The sequence below is a fragment of the Winogradskyella costae genome (assembly GCF_013403865.1).
GTDB classification, from domain to species: domain Bacteria; phylum Bacteroidota; class Bacteroidia; order Flavobacteriales; family Flavobacteriaceae; genus Winogradskyella; species Winogradskyella costae.
The window spans coordinates 1120069-1140850 of the sequence record NZ_JABFDK010000001.1 but is presented as its reverse complement, the minus strand read 5'-3'; the positions used below and the strand labels follow the sequence as shown (position 1 = coordinate 1140850).

Genomic DNA, 20782 nt, shown 5'->3' with positions numbered 1-20782 from the left:
TACTACTTAAGGTTATTGATAATAATTATAATAGGTAAGTTAAATCTTCTGTAAAGTACAGAAAAAACTTAATTATCAGGTAGTTATTAAGTAAGGCGTGCTACAAAATTTCTACGTTACTTATATCCTACAACTCTTCTTCAAGTATCTCTAAAGTTGATTTTTGCTTTTCAACTTCAGCTTTTAAATCGATAATAGTATTGATTTTTGGATTATCGATACTAATCTCATTATCGTTAGCCAACCAAACCTTTATGTTTAAAACTCTCGATTCTTTACCTAATCCAAATTGAAGTAATGCGGTTTGATCACTAGCCAAACCTTCTCCTGTAACTAACCATTCGGTCAGCGTTTTTGTTGGCGTAGTTACGGTTACTTTAGCACCTTGTACGTTAACAGACTCTCCTAAATCTACCTGTAGATAATTATTAGTTCCACCTTTATTTATATAGGCTAATGCTGGTGTATCAATATTTACCCAAATCATATCTAAATAGCCATCTTGATTAAAGTCACTTACTAATGACGTAATAGCAAAGTGCGGATTTGTAAGTCCACTCTCTTCTTCGGTAGGTGCAAATGTTCCATTTTCCTTTTGAATTAAAACACGACTCGGTAATTTAAATAATTTACTTGGAGGGAAGTCTACATAATTTTCGGCGACCATTAAATCTTGTAAACCGTCGTTATTAAGGTCTGCAAAAGTACAACCCCATGCAAATTCGTAATCTGCTATTTTAGCTTTTTCTGCTACATCGGTAAATTTAAAATTTCCTTCGTTTTTAAATAACATCCATTTATCAGTAAATAAAGAGGTGTCTTTTATATCTCCTTGTGCAATCTTATTAGGAAGTGTACTTCCTGTATTAGAGAACATAAAATCTACCAAACCATCATTGTTGTAGTCACCCACAGCGAGTCCCATTGGATACGCAAATTTCTTAGTCAAAGGATTGGCTTTCATGGTAAAAGTTAAGTCTCCATTATTTTTATAGGTACGTACCTCACCAGTATCATGTACCACCACTAAATCTTGCCAACTATCATTATCAATATCAACAAAAACACCTTGAAATGTATTATGTACATAATCTAGACCAGCAGATTTAGTAATACTTTTAAAAGTGTTATCACCATTATTAAGTAATAACTCGCTTGTAGAACCATAATTGTAATCTTCAAAAATATTTTGCCCTTCCATCAATTCTTTTTTAAGATAGGTAGCTAGAAATATATCTAAATCTCCATCTTTATCAATATCGGCTACCGTTATTCCGGCAGGATTAGATTTTTCATTGATTGGAGTATCAATAATAGTTTCTGTAAACGTTCCATTGGTATTATAATAAATGTGAAGTCCGTCTTCTCGGCCTAAAATAATATCCGTAAATCCGTTATTATCAAAATCAGCAGAAACCACACCAACAGTCGTTGTTGAGTTTCCTTTTATAGGTAAATTAACTTCCTTAGAAATATCTACAAATTCATTATTCCGATAGGCAAAAATTGCATCTTCTTGTTGCATACCACCACCAAAAAAGACTTCATCTATATTATCATTATTAATATCAATTAACGCTGAAGGAGCAATAGGCAATGATTTTTCGCCATTATATTGATGCACAAAATCTAAAGGGATAGGTGCAAATTTTGGAATATCTTTATCTGCAATCGTTATATCGTATTTATCAGAAACGGAATCTCTCCAAAAGAAACCAACTAAAAATAGAAGGAGCAGTAGTATGACAATACTTAATAGTTTTAAAAATTTCTTAATGAGTTTCATTTGATATAGTTTTTAGTTGGTAGAGTGATAGTGCAAATAAAATAAAGTGAGTTACATTCATTAGTATTGGTAGCATATGCTTACCTACTGAAGGTAGTAGTTTTCCTAAAACTACCAATAAAATAAGTACGACAATGGGATTGAAAATGGCCATCCATTTTTTATAATACGTGCCACCTTTTAGAATAGCAATAGCAAAAACAACAGAAAGTGTAGCTATAATTATACGAAGCGCTTTTACTAATATTTCCATGTGATCCGTGTAATGAGCTAATAGGTTTTGGTATGTTGAAGGATCTATAGTATCCTTTAATTGCACAATATTACCTATTGAGGCTCTAGAGCCTATCCAAACTCCACCAACAGCAAAAGCAACAAAACCAATAGCCAAAACCAATCTTGCTAAGGTTTCGTTACCCGATTTTAGCATTCTATATACGTGTATGTATCCAGCAAAATAGAAAGGCAGTCCAATAACGGCTAAGAAATGTCCTGTGGTAAGATGCTCTGAAGCTACAAATTTGAAAAACTCATAATCCTCAGAATGTTCTAAAATGGAAGGTGAATAGTGTAGGAAATATTCGCCTAATCCTACAAGAATAGCGGCGATAAGACCAAGGTAGCCTAAAATTTTGGTTAGTTGCATTTAGTTTTTGAATTGGTTGGTTTTTGAATTTGTCGAGATATGTTAAAATTCCTTTCAAAAAAATAAATGACTATATATAAGTTGGTTGTGTTGATTTTTTAATCCACTGTGAAAGCGTCTATTTTAAATTATGAACTAAAAAGACACGGGTTCTCTTGTAATGCTATTATTATTATTGAAGTATAGCCCACATTAAAAATGGCATCTACAATACTACAAGCTTGTGTGGATGGCTATTTTGTATCGCTTTATACATTGCAAAATTTTTTAGCAGATGAAATTAAGACATCAAAAATAGATATTAATCATCCTGAATTTAATAAGGTTGAAGAAGCTGTAAAATAACAAATGGAAGGGTTCTTGAGTACGAAAGGCCATAAAACAGCCGAAGAATTCAATAAATTATATGGAAGTGAATTGTATAATAGATGTATTTTGTCGCGTTCAAAAAAAGACTTAGAAATGCCATCGAAAATATTCTAAATTTATGAGAAGAATTTAGAAGGACTTGATTGTTCCTCGTGACGCTTCAGAAATTCACAGTGAATTAGAAAAAGCAGGACGTGTGTCAGATTACATGGAACTAACCGAACTAATGGTGGATACCGTGCAAAGAGAAGAATCTAGTGGTGCTCATTTTAGAACGGAATACCAAACGGAAGAAGGTGAAGCCAAATGGAATCATGCTAGTTTTTGTTGTTCTTCTGCATGGGGATGGAACAATAACCCTTCAAGCTCCATGTTGAATAAGGAAAAATTAATTGGTACTTTAACCCCTTCCGTACAAAGCTATAAATAAAAGAGGATGAAAATACCCCTAAAAATATGGCAGCAAAATGTGATGGTAAAAAAAACTCAATCTCAATAGTTTTACATATTTATGAAGCGATATAAAGTCGAATAGAATCCTTAATCAAATATAATAATTTGTCTAATAGCGTCTCCTGCTGCTAAGCGCTCAAAACCCTCATTAATATCTTCTAACTTGATGCGATGAGTAATCAATTTTTGAACGGGTAGCCTTCCTGCTTGATACATCTCCATAAAGTTAGGAATGTCTACTTTTGGCGAACCACTTCCCAAATAACATCCTTTTAAAGACTTTTCTTGTCCTACTAGAGTGAGTGGATTAAGAGATAATCTTGCATCAGGGCTAGGTAATGCACCAGTAACCGTTCTACCACCTCGCTTCGTGGCATTGAACGCAAAATCTAGGGCAGGCATTACACCTGCAAACTCTACAGCAATATCTGGCCCTTTATCAGTCATGCCTTTTACTTGATCCATCGCATCATCATCTTCTGAATTTACAACTTCATCCGCCCCAAAATCCTTAGCGAGTCCAAGTTTATAGGCGCTAACATCTGCACCAATAATTTTCGAAGCGCCTGCCGCATGTGCTCCCAAAACAGCAGATAAACCAACACCACCAAGACCTACTACCAAAATGGATTCTCCTGCTTTTGCTTCGGCAGTGTTTACGACCGCTCCTACTCCTGTTAATACGGCGCACCCAAAAACGGCAGCTACTTCAAAAGGAATAGACTTATCGATATTTACCAAGGAATGTATTGATGCTACAGCATAATCTGCAAAACCTGAAACCCCCAAATGGTGGTAATACTTTTCTCCATCTTTTGTTATTTTGATATCTCCGCTTAAGAGTGTACCGTCGGCATTGGCAGCTGCTCCAGGCTCACATAAAGCTGTTTTTCCTGATTGGCAAAATTTGCAATGGCCACAAGATGGTAAAAATGCAAAAACGACGTGATCACCTACTTCAAAACCTTTAACGTGGTCACCTACTTTTTCGATAATACCTGCAGCTTCATGTCCTAATACCATTGGTACTGGACGCGGACGGTTGCCATCCACTACAGATAGATCTGAATGACAAATACCTGCTGCTTTTATCTTTACCAAAACCTCTTCATGTCCAGGCGCTTCTAACTCTACGTCTTCAATGGTTAAAGGTTTAGACTTTGTGTAAGGTCTTTCATGTCCAATTTTATGTAATACTGCTGCTCTAGTTTTCATTTTCTACTGATTTTATTTATAATATTCTTTAGGACCTTTTTTGAACTTAGCCCACGCATCGGGATCATGTCCTGTTACCACCAAGGCATCATGAATGGAAGCTATTTCTCTTAATTTAGCAACTGAACGTACCGAATCTACCGCAGATGCTAGAAAACCGGGTAAAGCCTTATCTTCATAATGATCCGTGGTGTAGGCTGCATCTACCGTTAATAATATAGCACCATCTTCTGGTAAGGTTACTAAAAAACTACAATGACCTGGAGAATGACCAGGTGTTGGAATCATTTTAATAACTCCATCACCATACACATCGTATACTTCATTACCTTCAATTTCAAGAAAATTCCATTTCAAATTGGGGCGGTCAAAATCTTTGCGTATGTAACCTCCTGCAGCAAACCAATCTGCTGTGAAGGCATATTCATATTCTTTACGTTGAACGGTATGAACCGCATTTGGGAACCTTCCTGTAGCTCCGGTATGATCTAAATGCAAGTGAGATTGTAATACATATTTAATAGAGGCAGGATCTATCCCTAAATCTTTAACCACATTAACGCAGCCATCTTCTTCTTTCATCACTGGCCAATACACATCCGTAATACCACCCCAATGTTCTTTAGGATTTGTCGCGCACTCCACTGCATTTCCTCCATCAATAACAATTGTACCTTTTGGATGAGTAATTAGGTACCAAGGAACCGGGATTTCGTAAGGATCTTGTGAAGCATTCATCTTGATATTATTTTCCTTGCATTTCAGAACACCTGTTTGAAACATATATAACCTAATCTCATTTTTCATAGCTCTACTATTTTTTAAATTTTAAAAAAAGAATTATTCTAAATCTACTAAATTATCATGCGACTTGCAATATTCTCATTAATTTTATGATTTGTTTATGGATAATTTATTTTTAACGTGGTTTTGATAACAATAATCCTTAATTGGATTAGCTCATTAAAATAAATTTATGGTCTAAATGATTATGTTTTGCCATAATTATGCTCGTCATTTATATTTCGAACTTGGGTTAGGGTTATATTTAGTTTCATCACTATAGCATTTATTGGGTAGGAATAAATGCCAAAAAGAATAAAAAGAATAATAGATGAATATGGTGAATTATTTAGGAAAATTTTAGTGTCTTATTTGTAATACCCTTAAGGTTTCAAAACTTAATAGTTTTATTAAATGCAAAATCAATTAGAGTACTATCGACGTTTTGGATGTCGCTTATCAGTTCTTTGATAAAAAACACAGATTAGGATTCTTTTTCTTATGAAAAAATAATTAAGCTTATTTTAATCAATCATATCGTAAAAATACCTTTGTGCTCCTTCAGTGCTGTTAGCGTTGAAGTATAGCCTAAATTAAAAATAGCATCCATATTACTCATTCCAAAAGTGCTGTAATTCACCAATTCTTGAGGGTTTATCACCATATCACAATCAGCAAATTTATTTGAAGATTCTGCCGCTATTTTTATTTTATATGCACGCTCTATTATGGAGTAAGAATGTTTTAAATCTTTCATACTCACAATTTTTAAAGGGTTTACACAGACGCCAATAATTTTATCGCACTTGTTTTTTAGAGGTTCTACAGGAAAATTATTTAGAGTACCCCCATCCACATAAAATTTCCCATTAATTTCAGTAGGTGTAAAAACGCCAGGAAAAGAAGCAGATGCTATGATCGGTTTTATGAGTTGCCCTTTACTAAAGATTTTTGAAGTACCATCAACAATATTTGCAGCAGGAATGAATAATGGTTTTTTTAAATCTTCAAAACTATCATTTGGAAAGTAGGTTTTTAGGTCGTCGTAAAAGTTATCTGAATTTAAAAATCCTGGTTTTCTACGGGCAAATCTTTTGGTATGAAACAGTGGAATGATTTTAAAGAAAGTCAATATTTCAGACCAAGGTACACCAGCAGCATATAAAGCACCTACAATAGCACCAGAACTTGTGCCCGAAATATGTGTAGGAAAGATGCCGTGTTCTTCTAATGCTTTAATGACGCCTATATGCGCTGCTCCACGAGCACCACCACCAGAAAGTACTAATCCTAATTTCATGATATAAAGGTACAATGTTGCGTCGACTTATTAGCTGATTTTTATATGGATTGTCTGACAAAGAATTAATAAGGTTCTACATAACTACAATTCATTAATGCAGGTAATTAGATCGGTATTTCTAGAAAATAGTGGATAAGCTATAACAGATTATCATATTTTTTTGAAATAAAGGCAAATTCCTTAAAGAAATCGAAAAGTTTTGGGAGTAAATCTTTTATCGCTCAACTTATTTGAAAGCATCTGCAGCTTCTTTCGTCTATTGCAAGTATTAACCTGTAATCTAAGCAGATGTTGTTTTTAAAATAACATAGTATCGGGATACTTTCATGATACTTTAGGACTAGATTGCCCACAAAATAAATTGAAAATGGTTCAAATTCTAGTTGTTGAAGATGATGTGCATATCGCAGAATTGGTTACAATAAACCTTGAAGACGATCAAACAAGCGTAAAAAGTTGTTATAATGGTAACGAAGGTTTTTTAGAAGCCTCTACAAATGCTTATGATCTTGTTATTTTAGATTTAATGTTACCTGGTAAAAAAGGCTTAGATATTTGTCGAGAGTTGAGAGCTTCAAAAGTTAATACTCCCATACTCATGCTCACTAGTAAAAGCGATGAGATCGACAAGATTTTAGGTCTTGAAACTGGGGCAGACGATTATATGACTAAACCCTTTAGTGTTCGTGAATTGCAAGCCCGTGTAAAAGCGATCATTAGGCGCCAAAGCTTCGATACAATAAGTACGACTTCAGAAGAAGACCTAGATTTACCGGTATTAACGCGTAAAGATCTTGTGGTCAATCAGGAAATGCGAAAAGTAGAATTACAAGGTGAGCGACTTAATCTTACGCCCAAAGAATTTGAATTACTCTGTTTATTAGCCAATAACGTTGGTAAAACCTATAGCCGTGCGCAATTATTACACCGCATTTGGGGCTATGAGTTCGAAGGTTACGAACATACTGTAAATTCTCATATTAACCGCTTACGCGCAAAAATAGAACAAGACCCTGGAAACCCCGAATACATACTCACCACTTGGGGAGTGGGCTACCGATTTTCTGAATCTTAAGACCTTATGAAAACAAAAAACACCTTATTCTACAAAATTGCTGGTGTGCTCACCCTTTTATTTGTAGTACTTGCCTTTTTAATTACCAAAACATCTACACAACTTTCGGAAGATTATCACGATGAAATTACCCAAGGCTTAAATAAAAATGTCTCAGGGTTTATTGTTGAAGAAATCCAAGGACTCTACGACGGCGATTCGGTAGTGGGTGCTAAAATGAGCAGTTTAATGCATCATGTTATGGCCACTAATCCTGCGACTGAAGTCTACTTATTAGACTTAGAAGGGAACATTCTTAAGCATGTTGCCATGAATAAAGAGGTGAAAGCAAAACGCATTGATTTAAAACCTGTAACCGAATTTATCGCCCAAGATGGAGAGGTGTTTATTAAGGGTGACGACCCAAAATTACCGGGAACTAAAAAAATATTTTCAGCAGCACCTTACCTTTATAAAGATAAAAAAGTAGGTTACATTTATACAATCGTTGGTGGTAACGATTACGACTCGCTAATTAATAAACATGAGGCCAGTTATATTCGTAAACTCAGCATGCGTAATATTTTATATGCACTATTTGCAGCCTTATTGGTGGCGTTGCTTTCCATTTATATTATTACAAGAAATTTCAATAAAATCATTGCGGCGTTTACATCTTTTAAAAATGGGGATCATGATGCTCGCGTTGCAGGTGTGCAGCATGGCGAAATGGGATTATTGGCCAATACCTATAACGACATGGCCGATACCATTCAAAGTAATATTCAAGATTTGCAGAGCGTAGACAACTTGCGTAAAGAACTTATTGCAAATATTTCTCACGATCTAAGAACACCTATTGCGTCTATTCAAGGTTTTGTTGAAACCATCATGATTAAAGGAGACGGCCTAGAAGACAAGGAAAAGCAGCGTTACATGGAAATAGTGCTTAAAAACTCTGAACGTCTTAAAAAATTGGTGAACGATTTGTTTGAGTTAAGTGTTTTGGAAGCCAATCAAAAAGCCGTGCAGCCAGAGGCCTTACAAATGGCAGAAATTATTCAAGATATTGCCGATAAATACCGCATTATTGCCAAAAATAAAGGGGTGAGTATAAATACGGTGTATTCTAAAGATCTCCCTTTTGTATACGCGGATATTGCTTTAATTGATAGAGCGTTACAGAACATTATAGACAATGCGATTAAACATTGTCAGCAAGGCGATGTCGTTACCTTAGAGCTTTACACGGCAAATGATCAGGTGATGGTAAAGGTGTCCGATACCGGAAGCGGTATAGAATCTCAAGAGTTACCTTATATATTTGAACGCTACCGAAAAGGCAAATTCTATTCCGATGCCACAAAAGGTAGTGGACTAGGCTTGGCCATTGTTAAAAAGATTATGGACCTTCACAATTCAACTATCAAAGTGAATAGTATTTTAAATCAGGGTACCGAGTTTTATTTTAATTTGCCAGTGCTTAAAAGAACCGCTTCGTTATAAATTTTATATAAATAGTTTATACTATAGTTATGGCGTTGTTATAATTTGGTGATACTCTCGGAGGATATTTGTAGATATATAATCATTAACACATTTACAAATGAAAAAATTTAAATTTATTACACTTTTATCCGTTATTACCCTTTTTGCAAGTTGCGATAGTGACGACGACAGCACGATAGTAAACTTAACCCCGAGTGAAAATTCTAACTTTACAGTAAGTATTGAAAATATTGGAAGTGCCTATAGTTTTATAGACTCTGGAGTATTTAATACGCCCGTAGGCGATGCAAGTCCTGGGCCAGCAACGCCAGGAAAACGTTACGAATTCACGGTTGATGCCGGTAGAAGTCAAAAATTATCTTTTGTAACCATGTTAGCAGCAACCAACGATTTATTTTTTGCGCCTGATGGTAACGGCATTGCGTTTTACGATGACAATGGCGATCCTATTTCTGAAGACGTTACCGATCAAGTTTATTTATGGGATGCGGGTACAGAAGTCAACGAAGAACCTGCAGTGGGTCCTAATACAGTTGGCATGCAATCTGGTCCTGATACTGGAGCGGTAGAAAACGGAAACGTATTAAAAATTGCAGACGTTACCAATGGTTTTATGTTTGATTACCCAGCGGTAAACGAAATAATTTCTGTAAGCATCACTCATGTAGAAGGGACACTATTTACTGTTTCTATAGAAGATTTAATAACAGCAAGTTTAGAGACGAGTGCAGGAAGTTCTGTTGCCCCTTTATCACCTGGTGTTTATGTGATTCATGGTGGTGAAAATCCTTTGTTTACAGAAGGTGTAGCGGATTACGGACAAGGAGTTGAAGCGATTGCTGAAGACGGAAATGCAGCACCTTTAAGCGACTATACAGCCCAAAATACGGGAGTGACTTACCCATCGTCTCCTGGAATCTTTGTAGTTCATGAAGGAAATACGATGCCATTATTCACATCGGGAGTTACAGATTTCGATTTAGGATTAGAACATATCGCTGAAGATGGAAATACCGCTGTTTTAGCTGATAATTTAAGTGGGTTAGAAGGCCAAATTTCAGGTGCTGTGTTTAATACTGTAGATGGAGGTAGTGGTCCTGGGCCTTTATTACCAGGAAATACTTATACGTTTAGCTTTACAGGCGAAGCAGGAAATAGATTATCATTTGCAAGTATGTTAGCAGCTACAAATGATGTGTTGTTTGCAACTCAAGATACAGGAATTGAATTATTCAGTGCAGACGGAACTCCTTTAAGTGGTGATATTACAAATGAGGTGTACCTATGGGATGCTGGAACTGAGGTTAACGAACAGCCTGCTATTGGTCCTAATACAGTGACTAATCAATTAGCTGCCGATACTGGAATCGATGAAACGGAACCAGTTCAATTATTATCTAATGTTAACGATGGTTATACTTACCCAAATGTTGATACCGTTCTTAGAATTACAATTACCCCAAACTAAAATTTTAAAACCTAGTGTATAATCCGCGTTTCACTTAATTGTGAGACGCGGATTTTTTTATGTGACTTAAGACATCTAAACATATGATTTAAGGACGCAGCATCGTTTTTGCCAATCCAACAAAGAAGATATGCATCCTTTTTTGATATCGTTCGTGGCTAGTCTTTCATTGCTGTGTAACAATTGCTAAGTTTTTACGACTTATTATAATAAATAGCAATGTTTTGAATCTAACAGCAAATCCCATATCACCTGAAGACAAAGAAGCCTTAGTGCACGCAAAATCTAGCATGCAAAATTTAGGTTGGGCCATTCGTAATGTCAATAAAATTGGTAATACGGTAGAAACAGGCATTAGTTATGTGCCAGAAAAAGTATTAGTTAAAGTACAGAAGATTACCGAATCTGTATTATTAAAAATTATTAAAGCCAATTTACTGACGATTAAAAAGAACAAAACTTTTAAAAAGCCTTCAAAAAACACCTATAAAAGCATTGTCACTGGTACAGGAGCTTTAAGTGGTTTTTTTGGATCGTCTACGGGGTTTGGAACTGCTATTTTTGCATCAGAAGTCACACTTACCACTAAGTTTTTAATGCGTACCATTATGGATATCGCACGAAGCGAAGGTGAAGACATCTACACATTAGAAGGGCAAATGGCATGCCTGCAAGTTTTTGCGCTTGGAGGAGATTCATTAGATGATGATGGCATGGAAGCTAGTTATTACACCACACGTATGGCCTTAAATTCAGCTTTAAATAATGTGTCAGTAGCAGGCATAAAAATGAGTTTAGAGAGTTTAGTAAAAGGAGCTAGTGCTTTGGGATCTAACGCTGTGGGTAATTTTTTATCCAAAATTGCCACGAGATTAAGTCTTCTTATCAGCGAGAAATTTTTGGCGCAAGCTGTACCTATTGTTGGAGCCATTGGAGGAGGTGGTTTAAATTATGTTTTTGTAGATCACTTTCAGAATATGGCAACGGCACATTTTACGATACGACGTTTAGAGCGGAAGTATGGAGAGGCTGAGGTTAAATTAGTCTATGAGGCTATAGCCTTGGGTATTAAAGAGTAGTAGGATTTTTTATATAATATGCTTAGGACTTCAATAAAAAAAACCAACCAAGAATTTCTTCAAGGTTGGCTTTGCTATTAAATCAATTAAACTAGGGAACTTAAATTTAAGCGATTGGAATTGGGTAATTAGTTACAATTATTGTTTTTAAATTCTAAATCGTCAGTCGTACCAATTTCAAAACTGACTTCAACATCGTTATCATTGTCATCATTATCAAGTTCATCTAATATCCAAGTCGCATTGATATCATCAAAATCTGGAATATTAAAAGTTACGTTGATGTTGTTACCTGAGCCACTGGCAGTCCAAGTGCCATTCGCTGTATTTTCATCCCATGTCACGATAACCGTATTGTCTGCTGAGAAATTAAAGAAGTAACCTACATAATTGCTTTCTAAATCGCTATTGTTTCGTTCTAAATCTTCAATATACCAATCCGAACAAGCTGTTAAAATAGTTTCTAATTGTTCCGTCGTACAGGTATTACAATCGTCGTTAAGGTTATCATCATCGTCATTAGAACACGATAATAAGCTAAAAACTAGTAGAGCGCTTAATAAGATTTTGAATGTAAATAAGGGTTTTATAAAATGTGATTTCATATTATTTAATTTTAGGTATTAATTAATTTTAAGGATTAGTTACAATTGTTATTTTTAAATTCTAGTTCGTCATCATCTCCCATTTCAAAGCTGACTTCAACCTCGTTATCATCGTCGTCGTTATCGATTTCATGTAAATTCCAAGTGGTATTGATGTCATCAAATCCTGGAATATCAAAGGATACTGTGATGTTATTCCCATTTCCACTTGTCGTCCAAGTTCCATTGGCAGTGTTACCAGTCCAAGTGACTGTAACGGTATTATCTGTAGAGAAATTAAATAGGTAACCGGTATAATTGTCTTCTAAATCAGTGTCGTTACGTTCTAATTCGTCTATATACCAACCTGAACAAGCTGTTAAAATAGATTCTAATTGGCTTGGTGTACAGTTCGTACAATCGTCATCGTCATAGTCGTAATCATCATCTTCATCGCAATCGTCACCAAAATCATCAATGGCATCATCGAGCTGATTAAAATTGTTAATTACAATTTCATTACCATCAGCAATTATGATACTTATAGGAAATTCAAAACCAATTAAATCATCTTCGTCTATATCATCAATAAATTCATAAAGGTCATAATCATTGGTAAATGTGAGTGTTGCAATAACTTCATTATTGGTGTTAAAAACGGAAGCCGAAATTGGATATACAAAATCTAAACATTCTATATCATCATCAAATTCATTTTCATCATTACAATCATCAGCATAATCTTCTAGCTGATCTAAACTGTTAACTTGAATTTCAGAATAATCTGAAAAAATTATAGTGATAGGAAAATTGATAACAACCGTATCATCATCGTCATCAAATTCATCTAGAATATCTTCAAGATCATCATAATCATCAATATTAGTAATGGTTAATTCTACTCCATTTATGGTTGCTGTTATTGGCAGTTGAATGGTAAAACAATTGGCATTGTAAACGACGTTATCTACAGAACCATCGTTCATGGTGACTCTTTGAATTTGGCTTGCTAAAGCTGAATTAGCTTGTAACGTAGATTCTGCTGGTGGATCAATGCTTATATCATCTTCGGTTCTACAAGATGTCATCGTTAAGAATAAACCTAATAAGGCAAAAAGATAAGGTTTGATAGTTTTCATAATTAATTTGTTTTTTATGATCATGGTTAAGTTTTTCATTTAATAAGGCGCTTTAATTACTGCCTTTATACTTAGAACAACTCAGTAATTAAATGTCCCAAGAAATTTATTGTTTTTTTATTTAATTGAAATTTGAGTCGTTTCAAATTCTGAATGGTTGCTTTTACTTTTAATAGATTGATTCATGTGTTATGTGATTTTAAATTGAACTTATAGTTTTAAAACAATCACATATTAAAATCTCCCAAAATTATTTTAATTAAATTTTTTGATGGTGATTCTTTATCTAATTTTAAAATTTAAATTTCATGTTTTAGTAACATTATCTTTTGTATAATCTTTAAAAAAAAGCATACTTTTGGGGATTCAAACTACAAAAACCACTTATAATTGCCTAAGTCGCTCCACAAAGATATCTGTGATAAATTGCGCTTTTCTAAACTCTACGAAAAGTATGCGCAAAGCATGAGCACTATTTTGTACTATAAGTATGGTGATTTACTAAACCCTTCGGATAAAGTGCAAGATGCCTTTATTAAATTATGGGAAAATTGTGCTAAAGTGGCACCTGAAGCTGCAAAATCTTATTTATATACGGTTGCAAATAATATGATGCTTAACGAAGTAAAGCACCAAACGATTGTTTTTAAGCATCAAGAAGTAAAGCCAAAGGATTACACCAATGAGACTCCAGAATTTATGTTGCGTAAAAAGGAATTTTTAAAGCGTTACGAAACCGCTTTGTCAACATTAAAAGAAGAAGAACGTGTCGCTTTTCTTTTAAGTAAGGTCGATGGGAAAACCCATAAAGAAATTGCAGAGCTATTAAATATCACCAAAAAAGTAGCTGAACATAGAATTTATGCCGCCTTAAATAAATTGAAAGATCAATTGGAAGAACTGAATTGAAAATAATTTTGGGACAATTGAAAGTTGAGTTGTTTTATAAGTATAGCATCAAGTTATGGACAAAGAATATTTACTAAAAAAATGGTTGGACAACAACTTATCTGAAGCAGAGGCGGAAGCTTTTAATGCTTTAGAGGATGCAAAGCTATATAAAGAAATAGCAGAAGAAGCACAGCGGTTTAGTGGTCATCATCATGCAAAAGTGCCTGCGTTTGAAGCTTTAGAAAGCCAGTTACAAAATAAAAAGGCTTCGTCAATTAATTGGATGAAGATAGCGTCAAGGTTTGCGGCCGTTTTTGTTATTGGCTTAACCTTATTTTTGTTTTTGAATAGAGATAGCGCAAGTACAATTTCAACCGATTTAGCACAAAAAGAAACTATTACACTTCCTGATAATTCTATTGTGGAACTTAATGAGTTATCTGAACTTATGTACAGTCCTTCAAATTGGGATAAAGAAAGAGTCTTAAATTTAAAAGGAGAAGCCTTTTTTGATGTCGAAAAAGGAAAACAATTTCATGTCAATACGGAATTTGGAAAGGTCACCGTTTTAGGTACCGAGTTCAATGTGTTTACTAAAGATAGCATTTTTAAAGTCACCTGTTATGAAGGTTTGGTGCAAGTCAGTTATAATGATGAGGTTATAAAATTACCAGCCGGTTCAGAGTTTATTTTAAAATCAGGAACGGCTAAAAAATCTAATATTATTACAGCAAAACCGTATTGGCTTAAAAATATGAGTGTATTTAAAGATGCATCAGTACAAGCAGTGCTTTTAGAGCTCGAAAATCAATATAACATTGTAATTACGGATTCCATGGCTGCTAATACGTTAAGATTTACAGGTGCATTTGAGCATGATAACCTTAATAATGCTTTAAAATCAATTACACAGCCACTTGGCTTGACCTATGAAATTATAAATAATAAAGAGGTCGTAATAATCAATGCTAAAGATTAAGTATATAACTTTTTTTATAAGTGTATTAGTTTGTTTTTTAGTAAAAGCACAAGCTAATAATGGGAAAACTTCTATTATACAAGCGCTCAATGAGATATCTAAAACTCATAATGTTAATTTTAATTATAATAGTGAGCTTCTAAATGATCTCTATGTAATTCCTCTAGATGATGAATTAGATTTTAATGCTAAAATTGAAAATTTAGAACAACAGACCAATTTAATTTTCACCAAAATTAGTGACGTGGTCTTTAGTATCACCAAACCTGTTACAATTTGTGGTTATTTGCGAGATAACTTAGAAAATCCGCTTTATGGAGCAACCATCCATACAAAACACAATTATACAGTAACTAATGATGACGGCTATTTTGAAATCGAAGTACCATCGTTAAACGCTCTTGTTACAATCCGATTTATAGGTTTTAAGACTATAGAGCGCCAAGCCAAATATTTTAAATTAAATAGTTGTGACGCTATTACCTTAATTGAAGAAGCAGAAGTGTTTAGTTCTGTAGTGCTCAATGGTTATATGGTTAAAGGAATAGATAGGCAACAAGACGGAAGTGTTGTTATTGACTATAGTAAGTTTACGCTGTTGCCAGGTCTTATAGAGTCTGATGTATTACATACTGTTCAGGCATTGCCAGGAGTGTTAAGTGTAGATGAAACGGTTTCCAATATTAATATAAGAGGGGGTTCTCACGATCAAAACTTATTACTTTGGGATGGGATAAAAATGTATCAATCCAGTCATTTCTTCGGACTTATTTCAAGTTTCAATCCGCAAATCACGCAAACCGCAACCGTAATCAATAATGGAACTGATGCTTCTTATACCGACGGTGTTTCAGGAACAATTGATATGCGGTCTAATAATACTATTGAATCTAGTTTTAAAGGTTCCTTTGGTCTTAACCTTCTTAATACGGATTTATTTTTGAATGTTCCGATTGGAGAAAAGTCTTCAGTTCAAATTGCAGGGCGAAAATCTATTGATGAATTAATACGAACACCAACCTACAAAACGTATTTTGAACGTGTAACACAACATACAGAAGTCGAAGAAAATGCGTCTAATGTTAGCAATTCAAATCAGTCATTCGATTTTTATGATACCTCCTTACGATGGCTTTATAAGCCATCTGATAAGGATTTTATACGCCTAAATTTTATGTTAGTCCATAATGATTTAACCTTTGACGAATCTGCACTTTTTAATGGTGTCGAAGAAACACGAGAAAGTAGTATTTCTCAAAATAGTATATCTGCGGGTTTAAATTATAGACGACAATGGAATGAAAAATTTAATACAGTGCTCAATGTTTATAATACAGATTATAAGTTGCAAGCCATAAATGCCAATATTATGGCAGAGCAACGCTTTTTGCAAGAAAATATAGTATCTGAAACTTCGGTGAAGTTAAAAGTATTCTACACCCAGAATCAATGGCAATTTAATTTGGGTTATAATTTCATAGAATCTGAGATTACCAACTTAAATGATATTGATGTACCGCGATTTGTAAGACGTGATTCTGAGGTTTTACGAGAACAAGCTGTCTTTGCTCAAACGCAGTTTGGAAATGAAAACAAAGATTTTAATGTAAATTTTGGGGTTAGAGGTAATTATATTGAAAAATTTGATGAGTTATTAATAGAGCCACGTTTAAGTGTTAAAAAGGTTTTAAATAAACACTTTGAGCTGGAGGCTTTAGGCGAGTTTAAACATCAGAATACCTCGCAAATTATCAACTTTCAAAATGATTTCTTAGGAGTTGAAAAACGTCGATGGCAACTCACAGATAATGATAGCATACCTATTATTAAAAGTAAACAAGCCTCATTAGGATTGCTTTATAGCAACAAAGGCTGGTTAATAGATGCAAAAGTATATTATAAAACCGTTGATGGTATTACTTCTCAAAGTCAAAGTTTCACTACTAAATACGAATTTGAAAAAGAAAAAGGAAGCTATGATGTTTTAGGAGCTGAATTTTTAGCCCGAAAAAAATTCAAGAATCTAAGCGCTTGGTTAAGTTATTCATACATAAAGAATGATTATACCTTTGATACCTTTGATGAAATAGAGTTTCCTAGTAATCTCGATATTACCCATGCATTTACAATAGGCACAACATATAGTAACGAATCATGGAATATCTCTGCAGGATTAAATTATAGAGTGGGGAAACCTACATCGATACCATTATTAGAAAATGAAGTTACAGCCAACGAAATTAATTTTGATAGTGCAAATAACGAGAGACTAAAAGACTATTTAAGAATAGATGCCTCGGTGCTTTATAAGTTTAAAGTGAATAGAACCTTCCGATCAGAAGTGGGCATTTCTGTTTGGAACATCACTGATGTAGAAAATCCGATAAATAACTATTATAAGATTGATGCAGAGGGCGATGTGGTAAGGTATTCTAGATACTCATTGGGTATTACGACTAATGCGGTTTTTCGACTTTATTTTTAGAAACCATTGGTAGTTAAACGCTTATTTTGTTCGTTGAGCGAATACAGTATGTTGGTTATATAATTTTAATATTATATTTGCGTTAAGTAAAAATATAAATGTAGGTAACTTCCCTATTTAAACCTCATTTTATGCACTTTGTCGATAAAATTTACCGTTTAAAGATGTTTTTTAATTCATTTAATTTTGTTTACTCATTTTTTTTTATACTTTTACACCTTAATTTATAGCATGCACAAGAAAAATATGTTCGCCTCTATCTTAGTTGTTTTCGTTAGCTTTGCATCTATGGCTCAGGGCACTACCGGATCTGTTCCGCCGCCGCCAGCACCACCACCGCCTCCAGGTCTTCCAATTGATGGAGGAGTAGTGTTTCTATTTATACTTGCTTTAAGTTACGGTATCTACAAGACGTATAAAATGTCTAAAAAAACGGTTTAATTTTTTAAATCATTAAGGCGTTTCACATATTTCCCTATAACGTCAAATTCTAAATTTACAGTTGTGCCAATCTGAAACGTTTTAAACGTTGTATGATTAAACGTATAAGGTATTATAGCTACAGAAAAACGATTCAATTGAGAATTTACAACTGTTAAGCTCACGCCGTTTACGGTAATAGAACCCTTTTCTATAGTTATATTATTGAGATCTTTATCATATTCAAAGGTAAAAATCCAACTACCATCTTCCGTGAGAATATCAACACAAGTTGCAATTTGATCTACATGTCCTTGCACAATATGACCATCTAATCGGTCACCAAGTTTCATAGCGCGTTCTATATTTACAAACTCTTTTTCTTTAAGCAAGCCTAAATTAGTTTTATTGAGTGTTTCTTGTATGGCCGTAACAGTGTACGTATCTCCTGTAATGCCAACAACGGTTAGACAGACGCCATTATGAGCAACACTTTGATCAATTTTTAATTCATTGGTTATAGCAGTATGTACTGTAATATGGAGATTTCCATCAGCTCTATCTAGTTTTTCAATTGTTCCGAGATCTTCTATAATGCCTGTAAACATAATTTGTACTTTATTTAGTTAAATTTGCAGTTACAAAGTTAAAGACAAAAAATGAAAAAAGACGAAAAGATAATTGTAGGGATTTCTATTGGTGACCTTAATGGTATTGGTGCAGAAATAGTCATTAAAGCTTACGAAGATCCAAGATCTTTAGAACTAAATACACCGGTAATTTTTGCCTCGGCTAAAACAATGCAGTTCTTTAAAAACCATTTTAATAGTAAAATCAATTTTTTCAATATAGATTCTCCAGAAAAAGTGATTCATGGAAAAGTTAATGTTGTTGAGGTTTGGAACGAGCCTGTGAAAATTGAATTTGGTATAGAGAACAAAAAGATTGGTGAATACGCCATCAAATCTCTCGAAGCAGCAACTAATGCTTTAAAGGAAGGTACGATTGATGTATTGGTTACAGCACCAATTAATAAGCATAATATTCAATCGGAAAAATTTAACTTTCCTGGTCATACAGATTATTTAGCTAAAGCTTTAAACGGAAAAAGTTTAATGTTTATGGTTTCTGATGAATTGCGAGTTGGACTTTTAACAGACCATGTTCCGCTTAAAGATGCAAGTGATGCTATTACAGTCGAACTTATTAAAGAAAAAATTACCACGGTAACAAACTCGTTAACACAAGATTTTGGAATAAGAAAACCTAAAATTGCTGTTTTAGCTATAAATCCACATGCTGGAGATAATGGAGTTATCGGTAATGAAGATGACACTATTTTAAAACCTACCTTAACAAAAATAAAATCGGAAGGAACTTTAGTTTATGGCCCATACTCGGCCGATAGCTTTTTCGGTTCTAATACCTATAAAAATTTTGATGCTATAATAGCATCTTATCATGATCAAGGTTTAATTCCTTTTAAAACTATCGCTTTTGGGAAAGGGGTGAACTACACAGCGGGTTTAGATAAAGTAAGAACATCTCCAGATCATGGTACCGCATATGAAATTGCAGGGAAAGGGGTTGCAGATGAAGGCTCAATGAAGCAAGCTATCTTTATGGCTATTGACATATTTAGACATAGAGAGGACTATAATTTTTATAGTAAAAACCCGTTAAAAAAGGCATCTAGATAGTTATAAACAAAATTTGTTGATATCTAGGCATTAAGTAAGGAAAAATTTATATATTTGCACGCTCAAATTGAATGTGATAATGAAGGCATTAAAATCTTATACTATCCCTTTTGTAGGATTAAAAGAAGGAATGCATCATTTTGATTTTCAAATTGATAATACGTTCTTTCAGCATTTTGAATATGATGAATTTAATGCAATTGATGTTAAAATTGACCTAGAATTCGAAAAAAAATCAACTCTTTTAGAGTTGCATTTTTCGGCTGTAGGCTCAGTAAATGTGAATTGTGATATTTCAAATGAACCATATGACCAAGCGATTAACGACGATTTTAAGTTAGTTGTAAAATTTGGAAATGAGTATAATGATGAGAATGAAGATATCTTAATTATACCACATGGCGAGTACGAAGTTAATGTTGCACAATACATATATGAACTGATTATTTTAGCAGTTCCTATTAAAAGAATTCATCCAGGTATTGAAGATGGTACATTACAATCAGATATACTTTCAAAATTAGAAGAATTGAGTCCAAGTGAGGACCATAAAGTAAAATCATCAGAGGATATTGATCCTCGTTGGAATAATTTAAAAAAACTATTAACGGATAAATAACATTTAAAATGGCACATCCAAAGCGTAAAATATCGAAAACAAGAAGAGATAAAAGAAGAACTCATTATAAGGCTTCTGTACCTCAAATAGCAACTTGCCCAACAACTGGTGAGCCACACTTATACCACAGAGCACATTGGTTCGAAGGTAAACTATATTACAGAGGTCAAGTACTTATTGACAACTCTGTTGAAGAAGAAAACGCAGCATAAGTATTATGCATGCATACAAGAAAACGCTCCTATGTGAGCGTTTTTTTTGTTATTATTTTTTGAATAGAGCAAAAACCACTTACTTTGC

The 20782-nt window shown here is 34.0% G+C and carries 21 protein-coding genes; 13 read left to right on the top strand and 8 right to left on the bottom strand.

What is annotated here, in order from left to right; genetic code table 11:
* Positions 1 to 127 precede the first annotated feature (127 nt).
* Together HM986_RS04855 and HM986_RS04850 are read right to left on the bottom strand one after the other, a co-directional pair.
* The gene (locus HM986_RS04855) at positions 128 to 1786 is read right to left on the bottom strand and encodes an FG-GAP repeat domain-containing protein (RefSeq protein ID WP_179333929.1); all 1659 of its coding nucleotides are present in this window, start codon (positions 1784 to 1786) and stop codon (positions 128 to 130) included.
* Positions 1773 to 2432, bottom strand: coding sequence for a DUF6796 family protein (locus tag HM986_RS04850; RefSeq protein WP_179333928.1), 660 nt, complete (start codon positions 2430 to 2432; stop codon positions 1773 to 1775). Before HM986_RS04850 ends, HM986_RS04855 begins: the two co-directional genes overlap by 14 nt.
* 198 nt (positions 2433 to 2630) lie before the next feature.
* On the opposite strand from HM986_RS04850, the gene HM986_RS04845 reads away from it, so the two are divergent.
* Both HM986_RS04845 and HM986_RS04840 read left to right on the top strand, forming a co-directional pair.
* A complete protein-coding gene (locus HM986_RS04845) occupies positions 2631 to 2777 on the top strand; it encodes a hypothetical protein (protein WP_179333927.1) in 147 nt (48 codons plus the stop codon).
* 163 nt (positions 2778 to 2940) lie between these two features.
* Positions 2941 to 3231 carry a hypothetical protein gene (locus HM986_RS04840; protein WP_179333926.1) on the top strand — a complete coding sequence of 97 codons (291 nt, stop codon included), beginning with the start codon at positions 2941 to 2943 and terminating at the stop codon, positions 3229 to 3231.
* 110 nt (positions 3232 to 3341) lie between these two features.
* On the opposite strand, the gene HM986_RS04835 is transcribed toward HM986_RS04840, so the two are convergent.
* From HM986_RS04835 to HM986_RS04825, 3 genes are all read right to left on the bottom strand, one after another.
* Positions 3342 to 4469 carry a zinc-dependent alcohol dehydrogenase family protein gene (locus tag HM986_RS04835; RefSeq protein ID WP_179333925.1) on the bottom strand — a complete coding sequence of 376 codons (1128 nt, stop codon included), beginning with the start codon at positions 4467 to 4469 and terminating at the stop codon, positions 3342 to 3344.
* Between the two features lie 12 nt (positions 4470 to 4481).
* On the bottom strand, positions 4482 to 5276 hold the full coding sequence (gene attM / locus HM986_RS04830; RefSeq protein ID WP_218841392.1) for an AttM family quorum-quenching N-acyl homoserine lactonase: 795 nt from the start codon (positions 5274 to 5276) through the stop codon (positions 4482 to 4484).
* A 508-nt stretch (positions 5277 to 5784) separates the two neighbouring features.
* On the bottom strand, positions 5785 to 6552 hold the full coding sequence (locus tag HM986_RS04825) for a patatin-like phospholipase family protein (RefSeq protein WP_179333924.1): 768 nt from the start codon (positions 6550 to 6552) through the stop codon (positions 5785 to 5787).
* 370 nt (positions 6553 to 6922) lie between these two features.
* On the opposite strand from HM986_RS04825, the gene HM986_RS04820 reads away from it, so the two are divergent.
* From HM986_RS04820 to HM986_RS04805, 4 genes are all read left to right on the top strand, one after another.
* A complete protein-coding gene (locus tag HM986_RS04820) occupies positions 6923 to 7630 on the top strand; it encodes a response regulator transcription factor (protein ID WP_179333923.1) in 708 nt (235 codons plus the stop codon).
* A gap of 6 nt (positions 7631 to 7636) precedes the next feature.
* On the top strand, positions 7637 to 9115 hold the full coding sequence (locus tag HM986_RS04815; RefSeq protein WP_179333922.1) for a HAMP domain-containing sensor histidine kinase: 1479 nt from the start codon (positions 7637 to 7639) through the stop codon (positions 9113 to 9115).
* Positions 9116 to 9215: 100 nt separating this feature from the next.
* The gene (locus tag HM986_RS04810; RefSeq protein WP_179333921.1) at positions 9216 to 10586 is read left to right on the top strand and encodes a spondin domain-containing protein; all 1371 of its coding nucleotides are present in this window, start codon (positions 9216 to 9218) and stop codon (positions 10584 to 10586) included.
* 224 nt (positions 10587 to 10810) lie between these two features.
* Positions 10811 to 11665, top strand: coding sequence for an EcsC family protein (locus HM986_RS04805; RefSeq protein WP_179333920.1), 855 nt, complete (start codon positions 10811 to 10813; stop codon positions 11663 to 11665).
* Between the two features lie 128 nt (positions 11666 to 11793).
* Here the strand turns inward: HM986_RS04805 and HM986_RS04800 are convergent, their stop codons facing one another.
* Together HM986_RS04800 and HM986_RS04795 are read right to left on the bottom strand one after the other, a co-directional pair.
* Positions 11794 to 12270, bottom strand: a complete 477-nt coding sequence (locus HM986_RS04800; protein WP_179333919.1) for a hypothetical protein — start codon at positions 12268 to 12270, stop codon at positions 11794 to 11796.
* A gap of 35 nt (positions 12271 to 12305) precedes the next feature.
* Entirely contained in the window at positions 12306 to 13388 is a 1083-nt protein-coding gene (locus tag HM986_RS04795; protein ID WP_179333918.1) for a hypothetical protein, read from the bottom strand.
* Between the two features lie 390 nt (positions 13389 to 13778).
* Between HM986_RS04795 and HM986_RS04790 the strand changes: the two genes are divergently transcribed.
* From HM986_RS04790 to HM986_RS04775, 4 genes are all read left to right on the top strand, one after another.
* Complete coding sequence (locus tag HM986_RS04790; RefSeq protein ID WP_179333917.1) at positions 13779 to 14297, top strand: RNA polymerase sigma factor; 519 nt, start codon at positions 13779 to 13781, stop codon at positions 14295 to 14297.
* Between the two features lie 55 nt (positions 14298 to 14352).
* Entirely contained in the window at positions 14353 to 15258 is a 906-nt protein-coding gene (locus HM986_RS04785) for a FecR family protein (protein WP_179333916.1), read from the top strand.
* Positions 15245 to 17743: a TonB-dependent receptor gene (locus tag HM986_RS04780; RefSeq protein WP_179333915.1), complete on the top strand. Its 2499-nt coding sequence runs from the start codon at positions 15245 to 15247 to the stop codon at positions 17741 to 17743. The genes HM986_RS04785 and HM986_RS04780 overlap by 14 nt, the downstream gene beginning before the upstream one ends.
* Positions 17744 to 17989: 246 nt before the next feature.
* Complete coding sequence (locus HM986_RS04775; protein ID WP_179334395.1) at positions 17990 to 18184, top strand: PID-CTERM protein-sorting domain-containing protein; 195 nt, start codon at positions 17990 to 17992, stop codon at positions 18182 to 18184.
* Here the strand turns inward: HM986_RS04775 and HM986_RS04770 are convergent.
* Positions 18181 to 18771: a riboflavin synthase gene (locus tag HM986_RS04770; RefSeq protein WP_179333914.1), complete on the bottom strand. Its 591-nt coding sequence runs from the start codon at positions 18769 to 18771 to the stop codon at positions 18181 to 18183. The genes HM986_RS04775 and HM986_RS04770 overlap by 4 nt on opposite strands.
* 51 nt (positions 18772 to 18822) lie before the next feature.
* On the opposite strand from HM986_RS04770, the gene pdxA reads away from it, so the two are divergent.
* From pdxA to rpmF, 3 genes are all read left to right on the top strand, one after another.
* A complete protein-coding gene (gene pdxA / locus HM986_RS04765) occupies positions 18823 to 19863 on the top strand; it encodes a 4-hydroxythreonine-4-phosphate dehydrogenase PdxA (protein ID WP_179333913.1) in 1041 nt (346 codons plus the stop codon).
* A 79-nt stretch (positions 19864 to 19942) separates the two neighbouring features.
* Complete coding sequence (locus HM986_RS04760; RefSeq protein ID WP_179333912.1) at positions 19943 to 20482, top strand: YceD family protein; 540 nt, start codon at positions 19943 to 19945, stop codon at positions 20480 to 20482.
* Between the two features lie 8 nt (positions 20483 to 20490).
* On the top strand, positions 20491 to 20694 hold the full coding sequence (rpmF, locus tag HM986_RS04755; RefSeq protein ID WP_092466088.1) for a 50S ribosomal protein L32: 204 nt from the start codon (positions 20491 to 20493) through the stop codon (positions 20692 to 20694).
* The last annotated feature ends 88 nt before the right edge of the window (positions 20695 to 20782 follow it).